The sequence below is a fragment of the Streptomyces sp. NPDC033966 genome, assembly GCF_055575955.1.
Window position 1 is genome coordinate 27,143 of record NZ_JBVIRQ010000002.1, and the last position, 18,735, is coordinate 45,877.

The 18,735-nt window shown below is 69.1% G+C and carries 22 protein-coding genes and 3 pseudogenes; 11 read left to right on the plus strand and 14 right to left on the minus strand.

Going from position 1 to position 18,735, the window contains the following annotated elements; translation table 11 throughout:
* Positions 1-246 precede the first annotated feature (246 nt).
* From ACZ518_RS05545 to ACZ518_RS05560, 4 genes are all read right to left on the minus strand, one after another.
* Positions 247-507 carry a hypothetical protein gene (locus ACZ518_RS05545; protein ID WP_469111712.1) on the minus strand — a complete coding sequence of 87 codons (261 nt, stop codon included), beginning with the start codon at positions 505-507 and terminating at the stop codon, positions 247-249.
* A 106-nt stretch (positions 508-613) separates the two neighbouring features.
* Entirely contained in the window at positions 614-1,114 is a 501-nt protein-coding gene (locus ACZ518_RS05550) for a hypothetical protein (protein ID WP_469111713.1), read from the minus strand.
* The gene (locus tag ACZ518_RS05555; RefSeq protein ID WP_469111714.1) at positions 1,111-1,395 is read right to left on the minus strand and encodes a hypothetical protein; all 285 of its coding nucleotides are present in this window, start codon (positions 1,393-1,395) and stop codon (positions 1,111-1,113) included. Before ACZ518_RS05555 ends, ACZ518_RS05550 begins: the two co-directional genes overlap by 4 nt.
* A gap of 34 nt (positions 1,396-1,429) precedes the next feature.
* On the minus strand, positions 1,430-1,834 hold the full coding sequence (locus ACZ518_RS05560; protein ID WP_469112358.1) for a hypothetical protein: 405 nt from the start codon (positions 1,832-1,834) through the stop codon (positions 1,430-1,432).
* Between ACZ518_RS05560 and ACZ518_RS05565 the strand changes: the two are divergent.
* Positions 1,772-2,087 (plus strand): annotated as a pseudogene (locus tag ACZ518_RS05565) (transposase family protein); the annotation flags it as partial. The gene ACZ518_RS05560 and the pseudogene ACZ518_RS05565 overlap by 63 nt on opposite strands.
* Positions 2,088-2,124: 37 nt before the next feature.
* Positions 2,125-2,394, plus strand: coding sequence for a hypothetical protein (locus ACZ518_RS05570; RefSeq protein ID WP_469111715.1), 270 nt, complete (start codon positions 2,125-2,127; stop codon positions 2,392-2,394).
* Positions 2,395-2,527: 133 nt separating this feature from the next.
* Here the strand turns inward: ACZ518_RS05570 and ACZ518_RS05575 are convergent, their stop codons facing one another.
* Positions 2,528-3,382 carry an alpha/beta fold hydrolase gene (locus tag ACZ518_RS05575; RefSeq protein WP_469111716.1) on the minus strand — a complete coding sequence of 285 codons (855 nt, stop codon included), beginning with the start codon at positions 3,380-3,382 and terminating at the stop codon, positions 2,528-2,530.
* A 76-nt stretch (positions 3,383-3,458) separates the two neighbouring features.
* On the opposite strand from ACZ518_RS05575, the gene ACZ518_RS05580 reads away from it, so the two are divergent.
* Entirely contained in the window at positions 3,459-4,424 is a 966-nt protein-coding gene (locus ACZ518_RS05580) for a DUF5937 family protein (protein WP_469111717.1), read from the plus strand.
* Between the two features lie 228 nt (positions 4,425-4,652).
* On the opposite strand, the gene ACZ518_RS05585 is transcribed toward ACZ518_RS05580, so the two are convergent.
* The 3 genes from ACZ518_RS05585 to ACZ518_RS05595 all read right to left on the minus strand — a co-directional run bounded on the left by ACZ518_RS05585 (position 4,653) and on the right by ACZ518_RS05595 (position 7,124).
* Complete coding sequence (locus tag ACZ518_RS05585) at positions 4,653-5,459, minus strand: hypothetical protein (protein ID WP_469111718.1); 807 nt, start codon at positions 5,457-5,459, stop codon at positions 4,653-4,655.
* 44 nt (positions 5,460-5,503) lie between these two features.
* A complete protein-coding gene (locus ACZ518_RS05590) occupies positions 5,504-6,610 on the minus strand; it encodes an ISL3 family transposase (RefSeq protein WP_469111719.1) in 1,107 nt (368 codons plus the stop codon).
* Between the two features lie 61 nt (positions 6,611-6,671).
* Positions 6,672-7,124: a transposase family protein gene (locus ACZ518_RS05595; protein ID WP_469111720.1), complete on the minus strand. Its 453-nt coding sequence runs from the start codon at positions 7,122-7,124 to the stop codon at positions 6,672-6,674.
* 1,258 nt (positions 7,125-8,382) lie between these two features.
* On the opposite strand from ACZ518_RS05595, the gene ACZ518_RS05600 reads away from it, so the two are divergent.
* The 3 genes and pseudogenes from ACZ518_RS05600 (at position 8,383) to ACZ518_RS05610 (ending at position 9,313) form a co-directional block, all read left to right on the plus strand.
* The gene (locus tag ACZ518_RS05600; protein WP_469111721.1) at positions 8,383-8,712 is read left to right on the plus strand and encodes a putative quinol monooxygenase; all 330 of its coding nucleotides are present in this window, start codon (positions 8,383-8,385) and stop codon (positions 8,710-8,712) included.
* Between the two features lie 294 nt (positions 8,713-9,006).
* Positions 9,007-9,060, plus strand: a pseudogene (locus tag ACZ518_RS05605) (NUDIX domain-containing protein); the annotation flags it as partial.
* Between the two features lie 4 nt (positions 9,061-9,064).
* Positions 9,065-9,313 (plus strand): NUDIX hydrolase, encoded by a 249-nt coding sequence (locus tag ACZ518_RS05610; protein ID WP_469111722.1) that lies wholly within the window; start codon positions 9,065-9,067, stop codon positions 9,311-9,313.
* 316 nt (positions 9,314-9,629) lie between these two features.
* Here the strand turns inward: ACZ518_RS05610 and ACZ518_RS05615 are convergent, their stop codons facing one another.
* Positions 9,630-10,220, minus strand: a complete 591-nt coding sequence (locus tag ACZ518_RS05615; RefSeq protein WP_469111723.1) for a TIGR04222 domain-containing membrane protein — start codon at positions 10,218-10,220, stop codon at positions 9,630-9,632.
* Between the two features lie 515 nt (positions 10,221-10,735).
* Here ACZ518_RS05615 and ACZ518_RS05620 point away from each other — a divergent pair.
* Complete coding sequence (locus ACZ518_RS05620) at positions 10,736-11,266, plus strand: GNAT family N-acetyltransferase (protein WP_469111724.1); 531 nt, start codon at positions 10,736-10,738, stop codon at positions 11,264-11,266.
* Positions 11,267-11,836: 570 nt separating this feature from the next.
* Entirely contained in the window at positions 11,837-12,016 is a 180-nt protein-coding gene (locus ACZ518_RS05625) for a hypothetical protein (protein ID WP_469111725.1), read from the plus strand.
* Between the two features lie 199 nt (positions 12,017-12,215).
* On the opposite strand, the gene ACZ518_RS05630 is transcribed toward ACZ518_RS05625, so the two are convergent.
* On the minus strand, positions 12,216-12,536 hold the full coding sequence (locus ACZ518_RS05630; protein ID WP_469112326.1) for a transposase: 321 nt from the start codon (positions 12,534-12,536) through the stop codon (positions 12,216-12,218).
* Between the two features lie 27 nt (positions 12,537-12,563).
* Complete coding sequence (locus tag ACZ518_RS05635) at positions 12,564-13,061, minus strand: allene oxide cyclase barrel-like domain-containing protein (RefSeq protein WP_469111726.1); 498 nt, start codon at positions 13,059-13,061, stop codon at positions 12,564-12,566.
* A 1-nt stretch (position 13,062) separates the two neighbouring features.
* Between ACZ518_RS05635 and ACZ518_RS05640 the strand changes: the two genes are divergently transcribed.
* The 3 genes and pseudogenes from ACZ518_RS05640 to ACZ518_RS05650 all read left to right on the plus strand — a co-directional run.
* Positions 13,063-13,671 carry a hypothetical protein gene (locus ACZ518_RS05640; protein WP_469111727.1) on the plus strand — a complete coding sequence of 203 codons (609 nt, stop codon included), beginning with the start codon at positions 13,063-13,065 and terminating at the stop codon, positions 13,669-13,671.
* A gap of 269 nt (positions 13,672-13,940) precedes the next feature.
* A complete protein-coding gene (locus tag ACZ518_RS05645) occupies positions 13,941-14,393 on the plus strand; it encodes a dihydrofolate reductase family protein (RefSeq protein WP_469111728.1) in 453 nt (150 codons plus the stop codon).
* Between the two features lie 115 nt (positions 14,394-14,508).
* Positions 14,509-15,531 (plus strand): annotated as a pseudogene (locus tag ACZ518_RS05650) (helicase associated domain-containing protein); the annotation flags it as partial.
* Between the two features lie 233 nt (positions 15,532-15,764).
* Here the strand turns inward: ACZ518_RS05650 and ACZ518_RS05655 are convergent.
* From ACZ518_RS05655 to ACZ518_RS05665, 3 genes are read right to left on the minus strand one after another with little or no spacing between them, the layout of a single operon-like run.
* Complete coding sequence (locus tag ACZ518_RS05655; protein WP_469112359.1) at positions 15,765-16,355, minus strand: hypothetical protein; 591 nt, start codon at positions 16,353-16,355, stop codon at positions 15,765-15,767.
* Complete coding sequence (locus ACZ518_RS05660) at positions 16,352-17,611, minus strand: DUF7224 domain-containing protein (RefSeq protein WP_469111729.1); 1,260 nt, start codon at positions 17,609-17,611, stop codon at positions 16,352-16,354. The genes ACZ518_RS05655 and ACZ518_RS05660 overlap by 4 nt, the downstream gene beginning before the upstream one ends.
* 3 nt (positions 17,612-17,614) lie before the next feature.
* Positions 17,615-18,406 (minus strand): ATP-binding cassette domain-containing protein, encoded by a 792-nt coding sequence (locus ACZ518_RS05665; protein ID WP_469111730.1) that lies wholly within the window; start codon positions 18,404-18,406, stop codon positions 17,615-17,617.
* Between the last annotated feature and the right edge of the window lie 329 nt (positions 18,407-18,735).

Genomic DNA, 18,735 nt, shown 5'->3' on the forward strand with positions numbered 1-18,735 from the left:
CGGCCGTGGACCGGAAGTCAAAGCGCTCGCGAACGGGCCGGTGGACAGCAGCAGGGTGCGGTGACCTCGCAGTCAGGCCCGACTCCCCCCGCCTCGGGAGCAGGGTGAACTCCACCTGCCTGCGCCAGCATCGGCTCCACCGGCGGCCGCAGCACCATCTCGAAGCCCTCCTCCGCCGATCCGGCCTGCCCCAGGGCAAGCCTGCCCCGGAGCGGGCCGGGTCCGGCGGAGGTACCGAGTGGGGCATCAGAAGGCGAGTTCCAGCAGGCCGCCGAGTGTGAGGACCAGCCCTGCGAGGGCCATCACGGCTCCCAGGTACCGGTAGACCTGCTTCGATATGACTCGCTTGGGCGGGCCGAGGTCTCCCCGGGCGTGCATGGCCCGCTCGGCGTTGGCCTCCGCGTAGCGTGCCGCCGCGGCGGCGATATCGCGGATGTTGAGAGCAAGTGCGGTGCCCGCGACGAGGCTGACAGTACCGAGGGTCAGGAGGAAGAAGGCCAAACTCATGCTGCACCTCTTGGGCGATGTGGGTGATCGTACGGAGTTTTGGACGGGCGATAAGTGCCCGGCCGGACGTTCCGGCCGGGCACTCGTTGGTGGAGCGGGGGCTGGATCAGCCGATGGCGCGGGCTGTGCCCCAGTCGTCTTCCTCGACGCGCCAGCTGGTGGTGGCGGTGGTCCTGCCTCCGTTGATGAGGTGGAGGGTGCCGTCGTTGCGGGTGGCGTAGAAGTCGGGGATCTGGTCGTTGTTGACGTCGGGTGTGCCGCGCAGGAGGGGCCAGGTGGCGCTGTCCCAGCCGGTGGTGGCGTAGGTGAGGTCCTTGCCGTCGGCGGAGTTGACGGCGAGGGCGAGGGAGTTGAAGTCGGCGCCGCCGCCTGTGCCGGGCTTGCCTCGGCGCAGGGCGAGGCCGCGGTCGGGGGTGGTGTCGTCGCGGAAGAGGAGGTCGGGTACTCCGTCGCCGGTGATGTCGCGGACGTCGATGATGTCGCGCTTGGTCCAGCTGGTGGCGGAGAGCTGGCGGGCCTCGGTGATGGTGGCGCCGCTGTAGCCGGTGAGGATCCAGAAGGTGTCCCCGGCGGTGGCGAAGATGTCCTCCATCCTGTCCCCGTTCATGTCGGGGACGACGACGATCTGGGAGAACGTGGCCGGGTCAGGCGCGCGCCCGCCGGAAGCAGGACCTCGGTGCGGCGGCTGATGTCGAAGCGGCCGTTGCCGTCGCCCTGGTAGACGTAGAGCTTGCCGTCGGGCATGCGGGCGATCAGGTCGGTGACGCCGTCGCCGGGGTACCAGTCGTGGGAGTGCGCGATCAGGGCGGACTTGCCGCTGGCGTCCTTCCAGTAGCCAGCCGGTACGGGCTTGCCGTTGTCGGTGGCCGCCGGCATCCAGGCGTCCACGTCGCCGATCGCGTCGGCTGGGTAGACGCGGAGGTCACCGGCCCCGTCGATGGCGAGGAGGTCGGCCTTGCCGTCGCCGGTGGTGTCGCCGGGGCCGTCGAGGCCGGGGCGGGGGGCGGACGTAGAAGGTGTAGGTGACGGGGTTGGAGGGGTTGCCGGCTTTGTTGACGACGCGGACGTAGAAGAGGTTGGGTCCGGCGTTGTCCGGATTGACGTCGACGGTCACCGTGTCCGACCCGGCGGCGGGGACGGCCTTCTTGTCGTAGACCGGGTGGTTGAGGGACCACTGGAACTCGGTGATGTCCGCGGGGTTGGTTCCGCCCGCGATGACGGTGATCTTGCCGGGGCCGAGCGTGTTCTTGCTCCACTCGGCGCCGTCGGGGCCGACCCAGCCGGACGATTGTTGTGGATCTCGCCAGTACTGCCGGGCCGCGCGCACGACCTGACCGCCGGCCGCGCCCAGCGGATCACCGGATCTGCGAACGCCAGGGCGTTCCCATCCTCGCCGACCGCGCCCAAATGGGAGCCGGCCCGTGGGTGACGACACCCCTCAGACGCCCGCCGAACCGTGACCTCACGCCGACCCAGCAGACCGTCAACCGAGCACTGTCCACAGCACGGGCACCGGTCGAGAGCGGCATCGAATGTCGTCAATCTCCGCGGCCGTCCTCACCCTGGAGCGGCAACGCTGAAAGAGCTCAGTTCGTTCCTCCCGCTGACGACTTGCTGGTGATCGACGCACTGGACGAACTCATCGGCATCAACGAGGCCGGTGAATTCCAGAAGCGCTTCCCCGGCGCCGTCGTCATCGGCGGAGACGGAAGCCGCGAGCTGCTCGCCTACGACTTCCGCCAGGACACCCCGCCTCTGGTGACACTCGACGTCTCCGCTGAAGACTGGTCATCGGCCATCCACCAGTCAGCGTCCCTCTCCGCACTGCTGGATCAGTTCCCTCAAACCGGATGGAAATGGGACGACACCGATCCCTCGCTCTCCTGACCACTGCCCTTACGGAATGTGTGCCAGAGCCGAGATCGGACAGCAGTTGTTCAGCACTTCCGACAGCACCCCAGACTGTCGCTGTTCGAAGGGCGGTGGTGGCGGGTGGCGGCACGCTGCTCGGAGCGTGCTGTCAGCTGACCCTGGAGAGGAAACCCTCTACCGCTGCCGTGAACGCCTGTGGGTCGTCCAGCCACGGGTAGTGGCCGGCGCCCGGTTGGACGGCGAGCCTCACCTCGGGGAAGAGTGACGCGGCGTCGGCGGCGGACTCGGCGGTGGGCCACAGGTCCACCTCGCCCACGAGGAGCAGCACCGGGCAGGGCAGGGCGCCGAGGCGACGCCGGAGTTCCTCGGTGTCGGGCGTGTAGTCCTTGTAGTAGTGCTCGCTGACGGGGAGCGCCCGCTGGGCGGGGTCGGCGGCGGCGTGGGCGCGGGCGGCGTCGTCCCAGCGTCCGTACATCAGCGGCTCGAAGGCGAAGCGGTACGGCGCGGCCTCGGCAAAGGTGTTCGCGGTCATCATGTGCCGGTGCGCCGTCACGGCCTCGGTGTGCCAGGGCTCCGCCGCGCGGGAGGCGATCACCTTCTCCACGCCCGTGTCGGAGGGCAGCCCGACGGCGGCGTAGGAGGGGGCGATCAGAGTCAGGCTGGCCATTCGGTCGGGGTGGGCGGCGGCGTAGAGCATGGCCAGGCTGCCGCCGGCGGAGTGGCCGAGCAGGTCGACGCGGTCCATGCCGAGGTGGCGGCGCAGCGCCTCGACGTCGGCCACCAGACGGTCGACCCGGTAGGTGGCCAGGTCGGCGGGCGTCGCGGAGGCGCCGGTGCCGCGGGTGTCGGGCAGGATCAGGGTGCGGTGGGCGGACAGGCCGCCGAGGTCGCCGAGGTATTCGGCGGCGCGGCCGGGGCCGCCGGGGAGGCAGAGCAGCGGCGGGCCGTCGCCGAGGGTGCGGAAGGCGAGTGTGGTTCCGTCGTACGAGGTCATGAACTCCATGGCGGACAGCCTGTGGGGTGGTGGCCGGGTCCGGCTATCGTTCAGCCACAGCTAAACGATCAGAGGGTGGGCGGGCGTGGCGGTGGAGATCCGGCTCTCGGCGGCCGAGGTGGCGCGGGTGCGGCTCGCGGTGTCGCCGCTGGCCGAGACGGTGCTCGGGGTACGGGCAGCGCTCGGCGTCGGCGGGCACGAGGTGCACCGGCCGTGGGTACGCGAGGCGCAGCCGGTGCTGGCAGCGGAGTCGGAGTTGCCGTTGCTGCGGACGCTACTCGAAGGCTGCCTGCCGTCGTTCCTGTTCCCGGTGCCGCAGGAGCGCCTGCCGGCGTTCGACACCGAGCTGGCGGACCTGCGGGCGGCGAACCCGGCGTACGTCACGGCGGAGTGCGCTGCCGCGCTGGGTGCCCGGGCCGGGAAACTGCCGGGGCCGGCAGTGCTGTTGGAACGAGTTGCCGATGCGCTGACGCGCTGCCACGTCCGGCTGGTGGCCCCTCACTGGGGGCGGATGCGGGCGGTGCTGGAGGCGGACCTGGCTCGGCGGGCGGTGGCGCTGGTGGACGCTGGGGTGGAGGGGCTCTTCGCGCAGCTGCACGCCGATGTGGTGTGGCGGGAGGGCGAGTTGGTCGTGCACGGGCGTCGCCGCCCGGGCGCGGTGTGGACGGTCGAGGCAGGCGGGCACGGGCTGGTGCTGATGCCGTCCGTCTTCGGCTGGCCCGACGTCATCGTCGACTTCTCTCCCCGCGCTGCCGCCTCCATCCGCTACCCGGCCTCCGGTGTCGGGCTGCTCTGGGAGCAGCCCCGGCCGAGCTCCGCCGGCCTCGCCGCCGTCCTCGGCCGCACCCGCGCCGCCCTGCTCGCCGAACTCGGTGAACCGCTGAGCACCCCCGACCTCGCCGCCCGCCTGGGCGTCACGCCCGGCGCAGTCTCCCAGCACCTCGGCGCGCTGCGCGGCGCCGGGCTGGTGACGACCTCCCGCACGGGCCGTACGGCTGTTCACCTGCGCACCCGGACAGGCACGGCGCTCACGGCCCAGCCGTTGGGCTGACCCGAACCCGGCGGCGTCCCGCTCCCTCGACACCAACTACATCGTGCGCGCGGGCCTCTCACCACGATCATTCCCCGATAGCGCGAAGCCGGACGTTCGAATCAGTGGCCCGCCAGGATGCTGTCGGAAGTGCTGAACAACTACTGTCCGATCTCGGCTCTGGTCCACTTCTTGTGGTGCGGCCACTCGGGGTGAGCAGTGGATGATTCGGAGCGTTTTGGCCTTGCGTCAGAACGGCGGGTCTTCGCTGTAGCCGCCGCCCAACCAGTTGCCGTCCCAAGAAGCGCGTGCAGCTCTGAGGCGGGCATAGTGCTCGCGGGCTGCGATGTCGGACGCGTTCTCCAATCCGCTGGTGTCGTGACCCCATGCCTTCAGCGCGTCCAGGACGCGGTCGCGATGGTGCCGGTCAGTGCTGGTGGCCAGTAGACGTCGGGCGTGGCCGGCCAGATCTGCCTGGTGCTGGGTGAGGAGGGGGTGCTCTATGAGCGGAATGGCAGCGATCAGAGCGGCGTGGCGCACGTCCGCGTTGTCATGGCCGAGGAGGGCTTGAACAGCGGAGAAGATCGCCGGCCGTGCGTCCCTAAACGCCTGCATCTCCGCGTACTCATCGAGACATCCCTCACCGTAGAGACGTTCGTCTATGGCAACGCACTCGTCGTCGGCGTCGTAGGCGGTGTCGCCGAGCCAGTCGAGGAGCTGCACGAGGGTCGGGCGGGTCGGGGGTGTCGTGGCGTCGTGGCTGTAGTCGCCTGCCGTGATGGCCGGGTGGTTGAGGATTGCCGCGACGAAGAGCGCCACGGGCACGGTGGCCTCGTAGATGCTGTTCTGGTGAGTTACGGGTCCCAGCGCATCCTGGAGAGCGGACTCCCTGATGGCTGGGTCCGAGCTGGTCAGGAGTGTCAGCGCCGCCGGCAGGGATTCACCCGTGCCGCAGGCTGTGGCGAGCGACGCCCAGTCTGTGCTGTCCAGCAGTGTCTGAAAGGGAGGGAGCTCGGCGGGGCGAGGCTGCTCAGTCTGTCTGCAGGTGCGGGTCACAGGCTGAGGCTATTGCGTTGACGAGCCAGATTTGTGCCGGGGTGTCACGTGTAGAGCAGGACGCGCTTGCGGAGTAGTTCGAAGCCTGCGCGGCCGAACATCTGGCGCTTGAGCATCTTGATGCGGTTGACGTGGCCTTCGACGACTCCGGAGTTCCACGGCTGTGTGAGTCCGGCGGTGACGGCGTCGAGGTCACGTTCCAGGTGCCGGGCGAATCGCTGGAGGCTGGGCAGGTCGGCGGTGGTCGCGGCTTCGATCCATGCCGGCAGTTGGTGGCCTTGCAGCTGGGTGAGCATGTGGGCGAAGGAGCGGACGTGCTCGGCGAGCGCGTCCAGTTCGGGGCAGCCCGACAGTACGTTCTTGAGCTGGAGCCGGTCGCTCTCGGCCAGGGCGTCGGGGTGCGTGAGGATCCAGCGGGTGACGGCGCGGGCGGATGGCGTCCGGGGGCCGACCGGCTGGGGTTTGCCGCGTAGGTTCCGGCTGGCGTTGGCGCGCACGTTGCCGTAGCCGTCCGCGTAGCCCTGTGCCTTGATCTCCTCCCACAGTTTCCAGGCGTTGGTGCAGCCTTCCTGCCATCGCTGGTCGAGGTAGGGCTTGAAGGCATCGAGCTTGGTGGGGCGGCTTTGCCACTGGCCGGTGAACAGCTGCTCCGGCTCGGTGGCGCGGGAGAAGCGGAGGACGGTGTTGAGGCCCATGCCGAGCTGCCGGGCGATGCACCGCTTGCTGTGGCCGGCGGCCAGGAGCGCGTGGACGGCGGCGTGCTTGGCGCGGGTCCGCTCAGCGAATCGGTGCCCTGTCGGCCACGGCGACGAGGTGGGTGGCTCCGGCGCTGGCTGTGGTTCCGCCAGCGACGCCAGTGCCGGTCGCAGGCAGGCGCGGTGCCGGTAGACGCACTTCGCGGCCGCTTCGCCGAGGTTGTGCCAGAGGTGCCACCTGTCGGCGACCTGAAGAGCTTGCGGGGCGCCGCGGGTGGCGCCTTCGGCGTAGAAGACGGCACGGTCCCGGCAGATGATCTCGATCCCGGGCCGCTCGGGCAGCCAGGCCGCGGGGGTGTCCGCCTCACGGTTCGGCAGCAGGTCCACCGGCCGTGTCTCGACGTCGACCAACACCGTTCCGTAGATCCGGCCCTTGCGCTGAGCGTATTCGTCCACGCCGACGACGAGCGGGGCGTGGGGGTGGGGGTGGGCGGATCGGGCAGCGAGGTGATCAGCCTCAGCAATGCGTTCCGGCTGACCGGAGCACCGAAGACATCTGCCATTCGGGCGCCGACCCGTCCTGCGAGCGCGAGACCGACCGAGACCAGCGTCGATCGGAGCCGCTCCGTCCGCCGACCGAACCGACGCGTGAGGCCAGCCACCTGCTCGGCAAACGTCTTGCGTGGGCAGGAGTCCTCCCCGCAGACGAACCGGCCACCCGTAATGACACCACGACGATCTTGCCTGCTGTCGGCAGGTCACGGGGAAAACGCAGGTAAGAGCCGTGTATTCGCCCGGACCAGCACCCGCAGCCCGGACAGGCCGCCCGCCTGGCCGTGGTCCGGGCCGCCACCCGGACAACCGTGTCAGCCACCTCGACCGACTCCACCGATACGTTCTCCACAGACCAGAACAGCAGCTCTTCCAGCTGCGGCAGTACCTCGTTCACGAGGCAGCACTGTCGACGCACCCAAACTCAGTCGGGGCGATTTCGGGCGACCTTCAGCGCCGTCACACGACGATCAACGGTCACGCTACGTACGCGACCACAGGAAGTGGACCAGAGCCCCTTTTCGTGAACAGAGCCACTGTGTGAGGCGAGCGCTCATAACAGCGCTTACACATACCCCGCGCCCACTGCGACAGCACACCGCATCCCGCACAGGCCACAGGCGGCTCCGTCCTCGCCGGATCGGAACACGGACGGCACCGCCGGGTCGAAGCATCGAGGGTGCGCCGGCGCCCGCATCGCTCACACGGGCCCACCGCAGACCTGCCCGCAGCCCGGCGCCGACAAGCCGCGCACACCTCCTGCGCCGAGCGTCTGGTACCCCCGCAACCAGCACACGTCCGCAAACACCAGACGCACAGGCCCGACGCTCACCACCAGCAAGCCCCGCACGCTCCCCCACACTCAGATCACGCCGGATCGCACGATGCAACGTCGTCAACGACGGGGCGGTTCCCGAAGGAGACTGCCGGGCAGCGCGCTCGGCCAGCTCACGCTGCACCGCAGCGACGTGTCCAGAGCTCGGAGCTCGTGAGGAGAAACGCGTCACCGTGCGGCAGCTCATCCATCGAGGATCCCGAACCAGACGGGCCCGCGGGGACAGAACGTGCGAGGACCGGCCGACGCCCAGCGCCACCAGTCTTTACAAAGACCTCGCACGGTCGGAGGTGTCGTAGGGGTCACCACGGCACCGACCGGGCCACACACGTCCTGCCCTGGGCTGGACAACCCCACCCCGAGCCCCTCAGAGATCCACAACCTCTGATGACTAACGAATTAGAGGTGTCGTTTTCCGAAAGGGTCTTGCCCACGGCCACTGACCTGCACGAACAGAAGATCACCGGATTCGGGGGGTCCCACCTCCGGTCCCCCGCCTAATGCAACCGTCCAGACAACTGTCCAGCCACCCTGCGGTACAACCCTCCCGGCTGTCCGAGCGTCGGCCCGAGGCTGCTCTCTGGCTGCTCGCGATAGTTGGCACTTCGCAGCGCTGGTCTGCATGGAGCGGTCTGTGTCCTGTCTTCGCGATGTCTAGGTGTACTGCCCTGTGAGGTTGGTTGGGGGCCGGGCCGTAGTCGAAAGGGGCCGACTGCCACAGCGCCTGACACGAGCGGCGTACAACGAGAGGTGGTCGGTTACCCGGGGCGGTCTACTGGGCAGGCCACCAAAACTGAGCGACCCCGGAAGACGCGGCGCCGGGCGAGGTAAGGAGCAGTGCGTGGTTCTCCAAGTTGTCAGAGCATCGATCAAGCCGGAGCAGCGTGAGCACTGGCTCGAGGTGATTCGCGGCAACGCGGCTCGGACCCGTGCTGAGGAGGGCTGCGAGGGCTATCAGGTCGCCGAAGATCTCGAAGCGCCGAATACCTTCGTGATCATCGAGCAGTGGGCCAGCCTCGACGCCGTATACAGGCACTTCCGGAATGAATTCGAGGCGCTCATGGCCGCTTTGGGCGACGTCTTCGCAGCACCGCCTGAGGCCTGGATCCACGACCTGGCCAGGACGCTGACTCTCGATGAAGTCCTTGCGAAAGCTGGACTGACCCGGTAGTCGAGCAAACCAGCGGGCAGCGCGGGCTCGTCTGGAGCCACACCTGCTTCGTGTCTGCCCAGGTCATGGAGGTGTGGCGGTGTGAGGGACGTGAGGTCAGGCAGCCGAGCCACACGCGAGCGATGGGCGAACCAGGGCATGGCCGGCGACGCGTACCAGGACTATGTGCAGGCTGGCCGGCCGGCCGAGGCAGTTCCTGATGGTCACTCCTGGTCCGCTCGGCATCGCCCCTGCCCGTGCGGCTGAACGGCGACGGCGGACGCACTGATCCGCAGCCGGGCCGGCCACGTCCTCCTGGTCAAGCCCACCTACAAACCCGGCTGGGACCTGCCCGGCGGAATGGCCGAGGCCAATGAGGCTCCCGAGGCCGCCCTTACCCGCGAACTACGCGAGGAACTGGCCTGGACGCAACCCTCACGGGCTCCTCGTCGTCGACTGGGTACCGCCCCACGGCCCCTGGGACGACCAGATCGCCTTCGTCTTCGACGCCGGCACCCTCGACGACACGCACGCCGCCGCGCTCCGCCCGCACGACAACGAGCTCGACAGCATTGCCTTTGTACCCATCGACAGGGCCCCACGCTCCTGCCCAGCCGGATAGAGACCCGGCTCGCCGCCGCCAGTCCAGGCCCACGAGAACGGCACCCCGCGTACCTGGACAACGGCCACACGGATGCATTCAGCCTCCGCCCTCGATGACCACGCGCCGGAATGCCAGCTGTGACCGGAGCGCTCCCCGCGAGGACTGCGCGGGCGTCGGCGCCGCCGGGCCACCTCTCCGGGCGGCACCAGCTCGAATGCGCTTACGACCGTGAGGTACGAGCTGCGCATGAAGGACCTGACCCACCTGTAGCGGGCGGCTTCCAGGATTTCGGGCACGGTGGTGGTCTGCGCGCAGACGCCTGGCCCGTGCGACCTCAATCGCCGGAGTCGACATCCAGACGCGGGAACTTGCGCCCCGTCGTCGAGCTCTGACCCCTGCGCCTTGGCGGCGTCGGGCGAGGACGAGGCGCAGCCGCTGGTGTGTGGCCGGCCGGGCGTTGCGGGGGCGCGTCCAGGAGGCTGGCGGCCCCGCGCAGGACGTACTCCGGGATGCTCGCGTCGCGCCCGGCTGCCTCCAGGTGGCGTCTGCCGCTTCTTGTCACCCGGCGGTTCGCGCCCTCCACCAGGCCCCACGCGGCCAGCCGACGGCCGATCTCGTAGATCTCTATGGAGCGGTGCAGGTCGGCGCGTACCTGGTCGACGCTCCTGGTGCGCCCGCAGAACGCGAGCACACGACGCTCGACCGGATGCCCGGGTAACTCTCCCTCCACCGTGCGCACCTGCAGGGCATGCACCACGAGCAGGCCGCGCCTGTTCAGCGCGACGATCGCGCTGTCCGCCACCCGCATCGCCCCGCCCGCCAGGAACGCGATGTCGTACACATCCAGATCCCGCATCTCGTCCGAGCCCCTTGCGAACCGCCGGAACACCCACCGCATATCAGCCCCCCGTTCGACTCGCTGCATCTGCCAGCAGTGTCACCTGACAGCACAGCGCCCAACCCTCTCCCCGTCACCTCAGAGCAAAACCAGAGCCACGGCTACGCCGACGCTCTGGTCGCCCACGGATGCGACCCGCGCGTTCGAGAGCCACGGTTCCGTCCCAACCCACGAGCCCGCCGCCAGCTCGCACGCGCCGCATCTGGTGGCCGTTCGGCCGACGCCTGCTGATCAGACGAAGCTGGGTGCCGTAGGCGGGCGAGTCGGGCGCAGGTCGAGCTGGCCGTTCTCGGGAAGGAAGGCGGCGACCTGGACGCGGCGGCCAGCGCCGGCGATGTCTGGGCCCAGGCCCAGCACGGTTCCGCCGACAGCCGGGACTCCTAACGGCTCGGTCCGCGATTGATGGTGGGTGTAGCTCCGTCTCGGGGGCAGCTGATCTGGGGTGTTGCGACGAGCGTTGACCAGCCCGGGGTGTTGTGGTGGCGGTGCTCGGTCGGGATATTCGCTGGTCGCCGCTTGTTGATGGTGGTCATACTGCCGCGATGGATCCAGTGACTCTCGAGACCGACCGTCTGCTGCTGCGGGCCTTCACACCTGCCGACGTGGATGCGGTGTACGAAGCCTGCCAGGACGAAGACATCCAGTTCTACACCCCGGTGCCGGTGCCGTACCGTCGTGCGGACGCGGAGAAGCTCGTCGGCGAGGAGCTGCCCGCCCAGTGGTCCGAGGACAAGGACTACACCCTCGGCGCGTTCCGCAAGGACACCGGCGCCCTGGTCGGCTCGTACTGCCTGACCCTCATCAGCCGCGGCGTCTGGGAGCTCGGTTACTGGGCGGTCAGAGATCAGCGCGGACGCGGGTACTCGGTTGAGGCCGCTCGGGCCCTGTGCGACTGGGGATGGGCCACGCTCGACGTGCACCGCATCGAGTGGTGGGCCATGGCCGGGAACACCCGCTCGCGTGCCGTCGCCGAGAAACTCGGCTTCACCGTCGAAGGGACACTGCGCAATCGCAGCATCGCCAACGATGGCAAGCCACACGACTGGTGGGTGGGCGGACTGCTGAGGCCCTGATGCTCGGGCCGATGCTTCGCTGGCTGCGTTTGCCCTTCTGCAGGGAAGTTCCCAGCTCGGACGATTCCAGCTGAAGAGCCACACCCATTGATCACCGGCGGGCAGCCGTGACGTGGCAGTGGCTGCACGGGTTCTTCCAGTGTGGCCAAGCAGTGGGCCCGTGCGGCCTTGACCCATCCCGAAGAAGCCGAAGGGCGACGCGCCGCTCGGCGAGCAGTATGCCTGGCGGGAGATGCGCCGACGGCAGTCCTCGCAGCGGATTGCGTCGAGCACGCCAACGCCGAGTTGCGGCAGTGGTGCCCGCTCCGGCGCTACGTCGGCCCACGCGAGGAGTACGCCGCGACCACCAGGCGATCGCTTCATTGGTTTCGGACCGTTCGGCTCGCCGACCGACCCGCCGCAGGCCGAGCACCGAGCTCGTGCTCGCCCGGCAGGCCGCCTGCTGATCAACCACCAGCCGACCCCCCAGGCCAGCACGTCCAAACCTCAATCGCGGACCAAGTCGTTATTGGAAGCGCGCGAGACGGCGCGCAAGTTCGGGTCGAAGAGCTCCGCGAGGAGGCGGAGCGGGTGCTGGCCGAGCTTGCGAAGGCGGAGGCGGTGCTGGAGCGGCGGGCCATCGCCCGCGTGGAGCTGGCCGAGGCCCTGTCCGGGCCTGAGCCGGAGGCCGACCACCCGCCGGAGTCGGCAACGGCCGTTGCCGAGGCCCCGGTGGCGGGGCGGTGGTTCCGCACTGGCGGGTGGGCCTGACGTTGGAGGTGCTCGCGCCGGACTACCAGCGGCTGGGGGGCGTGCTGGAGGCGGAGGCGGGCGGGGTCCGGGCTGCGGGCGCGGGAGTTGGCCGGGCGGCTGGGCCTGGAAGCGGTGCCGGCGAAGGTCGAGGGGGTGCGGTCGAAGGGGAAGCGGCTGGTGGAGCGGGGCTGGCTGGCCGAGGAGCGGCCCGGGGTGTTCACGCCGAGGCGGGCTGCCGGGTGACGTTTCGGCTCCGGTGGCGGGCGAGGCGGCGTCCCATGAGCATGGTCATCGACCACAGGACGGCGGCTTCGCTGCTTTCGGGCCGGGTCTCGTAGTCCCGGGCAAGGCGCCGCGAGCGCATCAGCCAGCTCAGCGTCCTCTCCACCACCCACCTGCGTGGAAGCACCACGAACCCGCTCATGTCGTCGGTGCGTTTGACGATCTGAAGGGTGAGCCGCCCTGGACGTCCCCTTGACCCGCACTTCCCTTCGTACGACCGTCTCCCATGGTGCGACGCCAGGGGAGAAGACCGGATTCCGGGGTTATGTGACGTCCGGGTCCGTCAGACGAGGTGGATCGTGAAGCGCCGCACGACCTTGGGGTTCGTGGCGATCGTGTCGGAGTGGACCCAGCCGCGAGCCTTCTTGTACTCCCCGGTGCCGCCAGTGATCGCGTTGTCGAAGGGACCCTGGTCGAGGTAGTTGAAGTACATTCCCTGCACGGTGAGCTGGCCGCCAGGGAGGGTGTAGGTCACGACGCACTGCTCCGCTTCATCGGCGCCGCCCCGGGTGGTGGTGCAGGTGCCGTGGGTCTCGCCGACCTTGTTGTGCTCCTCGTCGAAGAGGTCCGAGCGGACGACGACTTGATCGCCCTGCGAGACGCTGCCAGGGGTGACGGGGAAGCGGTTCAGCTGCTGCACCTCGGCCAGGAGTGTGATGATCCGGGCCTTATCCCTGGCCTGGGCGGAACCGGTGTCCGTCGCGGCGGCCGCGACGGGGGTGCAGGCGAGGAGGGTGACCAGCGTGGCCGTGCCGAGGCCGGCCGCTCTGATGGGGCGCATCATGCGACTCCTGAGGTTGATGTTCGGGAATCACCGGATGGCGAACTTCCATCCGATTTCGTTTGACTCCCTTCATAACCTCCACTCCGCCGCGCCGCGGAGCACCCCCGCACGAACCACCGGCACATCCAGCCGATCGGACCAAAGTCAGGCGGCGGAGCTCAGCACGAAGGCGAACGGCAGCTCCAGCGCCATTGCTGCGCATGGTCCCGGCAGGCTCACGCTGGCGCATGTTGGCGCCGAGGCGGAAGTCTCGTCGGCGCCCCTGTCCCAGTGTTTCGGGTCTAAGCGGGGCCTGCTGCTGGCGTTCGCAGCGGACGCTGCCGCGCCCTACCGGAGTGCGCGGGCCGAGTACGGCTCGCCCCTGGCGGCGCTGCACGCTGTCGCCGAGGAATTCGCCGGCCACACGTCCACCTCCGAGGAGATGGCCAATCACCGCAGCATGCTCCAACTCGACCTGACCGAACCCGAGTTCCGCGTCCATCCGCCGTGCACACCCGCGCGGTGGACGCCGCACTGCAAGAGCTGCTCACCGATGCCCTGGCGAAGGTCGGGCTCCCGCCCGGCACCGACGTACCGCGCCTCGCCGCGCCATCAAGATCACCACTGACGGCTCCCTGCTGCGGTGGCCCCTCACCAGCGACGGCAATCCCGCCGCCCTGCTCCGCGCCGACCTTGACCACCTGTTCGGGAGGACCTCATGACCCCTCAGCGCCACCGTCTTCATCGGCGCCAGCCCCGACGGCCACATCGCCCGCCCCGACGATGACATCGAATGGCTGACCTCGCGCGGCGAGAAGGCCGGCGACCTCGGTTTCTTCGAGTTCCTCGACTCGGTCAACGCCGTGATCATGGGCCGCAAACACCTACGACAAGGTCATGGGCTTCGGCAAGGAGAACTGGCACTACGGCAACCGCCACGTGGGCGTCCTGAGCACCATGCTGCCCGAGGACGCCGACCCCCGCACCACCGTCTACCGGGACATCGACAGCCTCCTCGCCGACCTCGACCAGCGCGGGATCAAGCACGTCTACCCCGACGGCGGACGCCTCATCCAGAGCTTCATCCGCGCAGGTCGCGTCGATGCGCTCATCATCAGCGTCGCCCCGGTCCTGATCGGAGCCGGCCACCGGCTCTTCGGCGAGCTGACCAAGGACATCCCGGTCCGCCTGGACTCCACCGCCAACGTCGGCGGCTTCGCCCAGCTGCGCTACAACCTGGACAAGGAGGGGCTCACCCCCGGGCGCCCCGGGGTGAGCCGCGCGAGAGCCGGCCCACGGACAGATACCCGTCATCACATCTCCGAGGCCGCAAACGGTGACTGGGCGTGACAGGCCACCTCGCCCGTCGTTGAGCCGGGAGGTCAGCGAAGTGGAGGGCCCCGGGGCGTCATGACCCCCGGGGCCTTCATTCGTGTGCCTGGGCTGGTGGCGCGGGGTTTGGCCGGCAGTCCTCCAGGGCCTCCGCAGTGACGATGAGCGCCTGGTCGAGCAGCTCGCATCTGGGGCCCTGACGAGCGGCAAGCGCAAGGTTCATGTCCAGCGCGACGAGGACGGACGAATCGTCGGGGCCGGCGGCGAAGGCGAGAGGCAGGAGGACGACACAAATGCCGCCGCGGAGTCCGCGCTGCTGCACTTCTCCAGCCCCCGCGACGCCGCCACCATCGCCGCGTTCCTGCGCACCCGCGTCTACCGGCCCGAACCCCTGGTGTGGCTGGACGGCTACCAGGCCCTGCAGCGGTGGCGGGCCGAGAACGGGCTCACCGGCCTGCACGCCGTCCCGTACGACGTCGAGGTCGAGGTCGGCGTCACGAAGGCGTTCCCGCTGGGGCGGTGGGTGCACCAGCAGCGCAAGGCGCTGCGGGCCGGGGAGCTCGAGGAGCGGCGCAAGACCCTGCTGGACGCCCCAGAGGCCGGGATGGTGTGGGCGCCGGGCGAGGAGGCGTGGGAGGCCAAGCTCGCAGTGCTCCGGTCCTACCGGAAGGCCACCGGCCACTTCGCGCCCCGGCAGGACGCGATGTGGGGCGAGGACGACGAGATGATGCCCACCGGGCAGTACAGAGCCAACCTCCGCCGCACAGGCGCCAAGAACGGCCTCGGCAAGAACGAAGACACCGCGACCACCCGGGCCACGCAGCTCGCCACGATCGACAAGGACTGGAACTGCCCCTGGCCACTCGACTGGCAACGCCACCAGCGGGTCCTCGCGGACCTGGTCGACGCCGACGGCCAGCTACCCGACATCGCACCCGGCGTACTCATGGACGGCGACGACATCGGCCGGTGGCTTCAACAACAGAAGCAGCCGGCCACCTGGGCCCGGCTCCTGCCCGAACAGCAGAACCGGCTCACCGCGATCGGCGTAGAACCCGCCCAGGCACCGTCTCCCGCCCCGGCAGTCGGTCGTACGGCGACGGGGCCGAGCAAGGCGCAGCAGGCGTTTCAGCGGGGCCTCGCGGCCCTCACGCAGTGTTTCGCACCTGCGGCATCATGCCGAAGATCGTCCGCAAGGGCACCGCCCACTGCTCAGGCCTCGGCAAGACCAGATGGTCCTCGAGCGAACCTTCGTTGGGCTCAACCAATTCACAGTCAGTCCTCCAGGTCTGCTACGAGATCCGAGCCGACCTCCACCTCGGACTGCTCCGCTTCGCCTGCAGCATCATCTGCTTGCGGCGACTCCGGACGTCGTTCTGAAACGATCGGTCACAGGGTGACGCGCGGGGGCTTGAGGCTGCTGAATGTCGCCCCGGCGATGAGGACGGCCACGCCCGCCAGGAAGGCGGGCATACTGGCCGCAGGGTGCAGGACGACGGCCCACGGCTGCGCTCCACGACCGCCGCTCTTCCATCCCCCCACGGCAAGAACCAGGGGGATAGCGGTCAGGACTGGTGATGTAATCCGGGCGCCGGCAAGGGGGACGAGGAGCAGCGCAAGTCCGAGGTAAAAGGCGGTGTTCCGGCCGATGGCCAGGGCCACGGGGGCGGCTCCCGCGAAATGACCGAGGACGGCCATGGCCAGGGTAAGGACTGCACATCCGCCGGCAAGGAAGGTATCCCAGCGGTGGACTGCCCGCACAGCCACGGTTTCCGTGGCGTTCCGGGCGCGGCCGGTGAAGGCGAGCCAGATCACGGCGGGGATGACGGTGATCAGCGCGGCGAGAAGGAAGTTTCCGGCCCCGCCGACCATCGCAGGGATGGGGATGCGGCTCTGTCCGAACGCCAGGCCGGCGCCGGCCGTCACAGTGGTGACGGCGGCGAGGGCGGTCACGTTGCGGGATGCTGCCCACCAGTTCACCGGCCCGCTCCTTCAGGGTTCAGGGCCGGCTTCTTGTCGCATCCGGTGAGCGCGGCCCGGTTCGCTTCGTACCAGGCGCGCTGACGGTCGGAGGACAGCGTGAGGACCTGCTGGGCGAGTTTCGCGTCATCGGGGGAGACACGCCCTTGGACAGGCGCCGGGGGTGCTTGAGTGGCGATGGCCGTCAGCCATGCGGTGAGCGGTCCCCGGGCAGGGAACGCAGGGTAAGTGTGGCTGGTTCGGGCGCATTCGGGTATGGCGGGCAGCAGAGAGTTGGCGAGGCTGGCGGTGATGTCCTGCTCGCGAGCCTGGCCCTTGACTCCGAAACCGGCCTGTCCGGGCCTGAGATCACGGCTTTGGGTGAGGGAGGAGACCACGGGAAGCCCGGCGCCTTTCAGCCGGCTGCTGTAGGCGCGAGTGGTCGCCACTATCCGCGTGCGCCCCGGGGTCTCGGGCCACAGGCACACTTCCGGAATGCCGGCGGTATCGCAGACCAGCGCGTGGGGGTTCCGGTCTGCGACCGGGTTGTAGCCCATACTCACGACCATGAGCACCGAGGCCGCAGACCCGGCGACGAGGGCGGCCAGAGGCTTCCACCTATCGGTCTGGGCGATCACAAGGAGGCATGCGGTGATGATCCCGCCGCTGAACAGGAGCGGCGCCCACACGGCCACAGGGTCGATCACCGATCCGACCGAGCAGCAGCTGTCATAGGCGCCCGCCACCAGGTGCCGGGGCCATGGGGTGTCCCAGGATCCGGGGAACGCGGTCAGGCAGAAGCCGGCGACCATCGCCAAGGGTGCGGCCGCAAGGTGCGGAAGGCGGCCGCCCAAGAGGTGTCCGGCTAGGGTGGCGGCGGCCATCAGCAGCACGTACACCGCGAACATGCCCAGGTGGGAGAGAGACGGAAGGGTTGCTGCGGCCGAGACCGCGACACCGACCGCGATGAGCATTCCGGCAACGCCCATCACCCAAACCGGGGCCAGCAACGGCAGCACGATGGCGAGCCGGCTGCGGGAAGGGGCTTGCCCGAAGACGTTGCCCCGCCGTAGGCGTGCGCCTTCCCACGCTCCGCTCGCCGCGCACGCGGCAGTGGCGAACGGGATGGCATACGAGGCGTTGCCGAGCACCGACGGCCCGTACCCGGGGACAGTGCCTGCGGTGATCGGGGCCGACAGGAGCAGCAGGATGTAGCCGGCAAGGAGGACCAGCATGGGTCCGGCGGAGGAGGACCGCAGGAGAGTGGTGATGCGCATCGGTCAGATCTCCCGTCCGACGAGCATCATGTAGGCAGCTTCCGCCTGGTCGCGTCCGCGTGCGGCAGTCGGCGCCAGGGCGTGAAAGTCGGCGGGGCCCCCCTGGAAGCAGATCTTTCCGTGGGCGAGGACTGCCACCTGTGTATACAGGTCGGCAAGGTCTTCGGTCTGGTGCGTGGAGACGACCACCTGCACACTGTCGGCCAAGTCCTCGACGAGTTCACGGAACACCAGGCGCTGCGTGGGGTCGAGGCCGGCGGTCGGCTCGTCCATCAGGATCAGCCTACTGCGGTGGGTCAGCGCCCCGGCGATTCCCATGCGGCGGAGCTGACCACCGGACACCTGGTGGCTCTTGCGCCCCGCGAGGCGGGTGAGGTCGACCCGGCGCAGCGCGTCCTCTGACGCTTTCCAAGCCAAGTCCTTCGGCATGCCTTTGAGCCATCCCGCATAGGCGACCTGTTCGCGTACGGTCAGCCCGGGCATGGGGGTGATCTGTTGGGGGATCCACGCCACGCGTTCACGGTAGGCGGCCAGATGGCGGCCCTTTGCGGCGCTTCCCTCGAAGGTGACCGACCCGGTCGAGGGCGACAGGTGGGACGCGGCTATGGCCAGCAGCGTGGACTTGCCGACGCCGTTCGGGCCAAGGAGGACCGTTGCCCGTGTGTCAATCCGGAGACTGAATTCACTGAAAACGGGCGCATTTCGGCTGTAACGGAAGGAAACGTGATCAAAAATCAGAGACATGGAGGAACGCGCAATCCGCCTTCCCGCTGCCAGCGGGAAGGCCTTGCTCATGGGAGAGTGGAGACCAGAGGGTTCCCGGTGCTGAATCCACCCGGGACCCTCGTACTACGTGCTCAACGCCGGCACTACCAGCCGACCTTCACGTAGCGGACGGAGAGGTACGTGCCGCTGGACACGTCCGTCAGCGCGAAGTAGTAGTTGCCCGCATCGTCGGGATCGCCGTAGTCGACCCACCCGCAGTAGTTGCTCCTGGTGCCCTTGCTGCGGTCCGGGGCGCCGGGAACGTCCTTCCACAGGCGCAGCGACGCGTAGTCGTAGCCCCTGAAGTCGTCCGACTGACACCCCTGGAATTAGATGCCGGTGTAGTCCGAGCTGCTGTT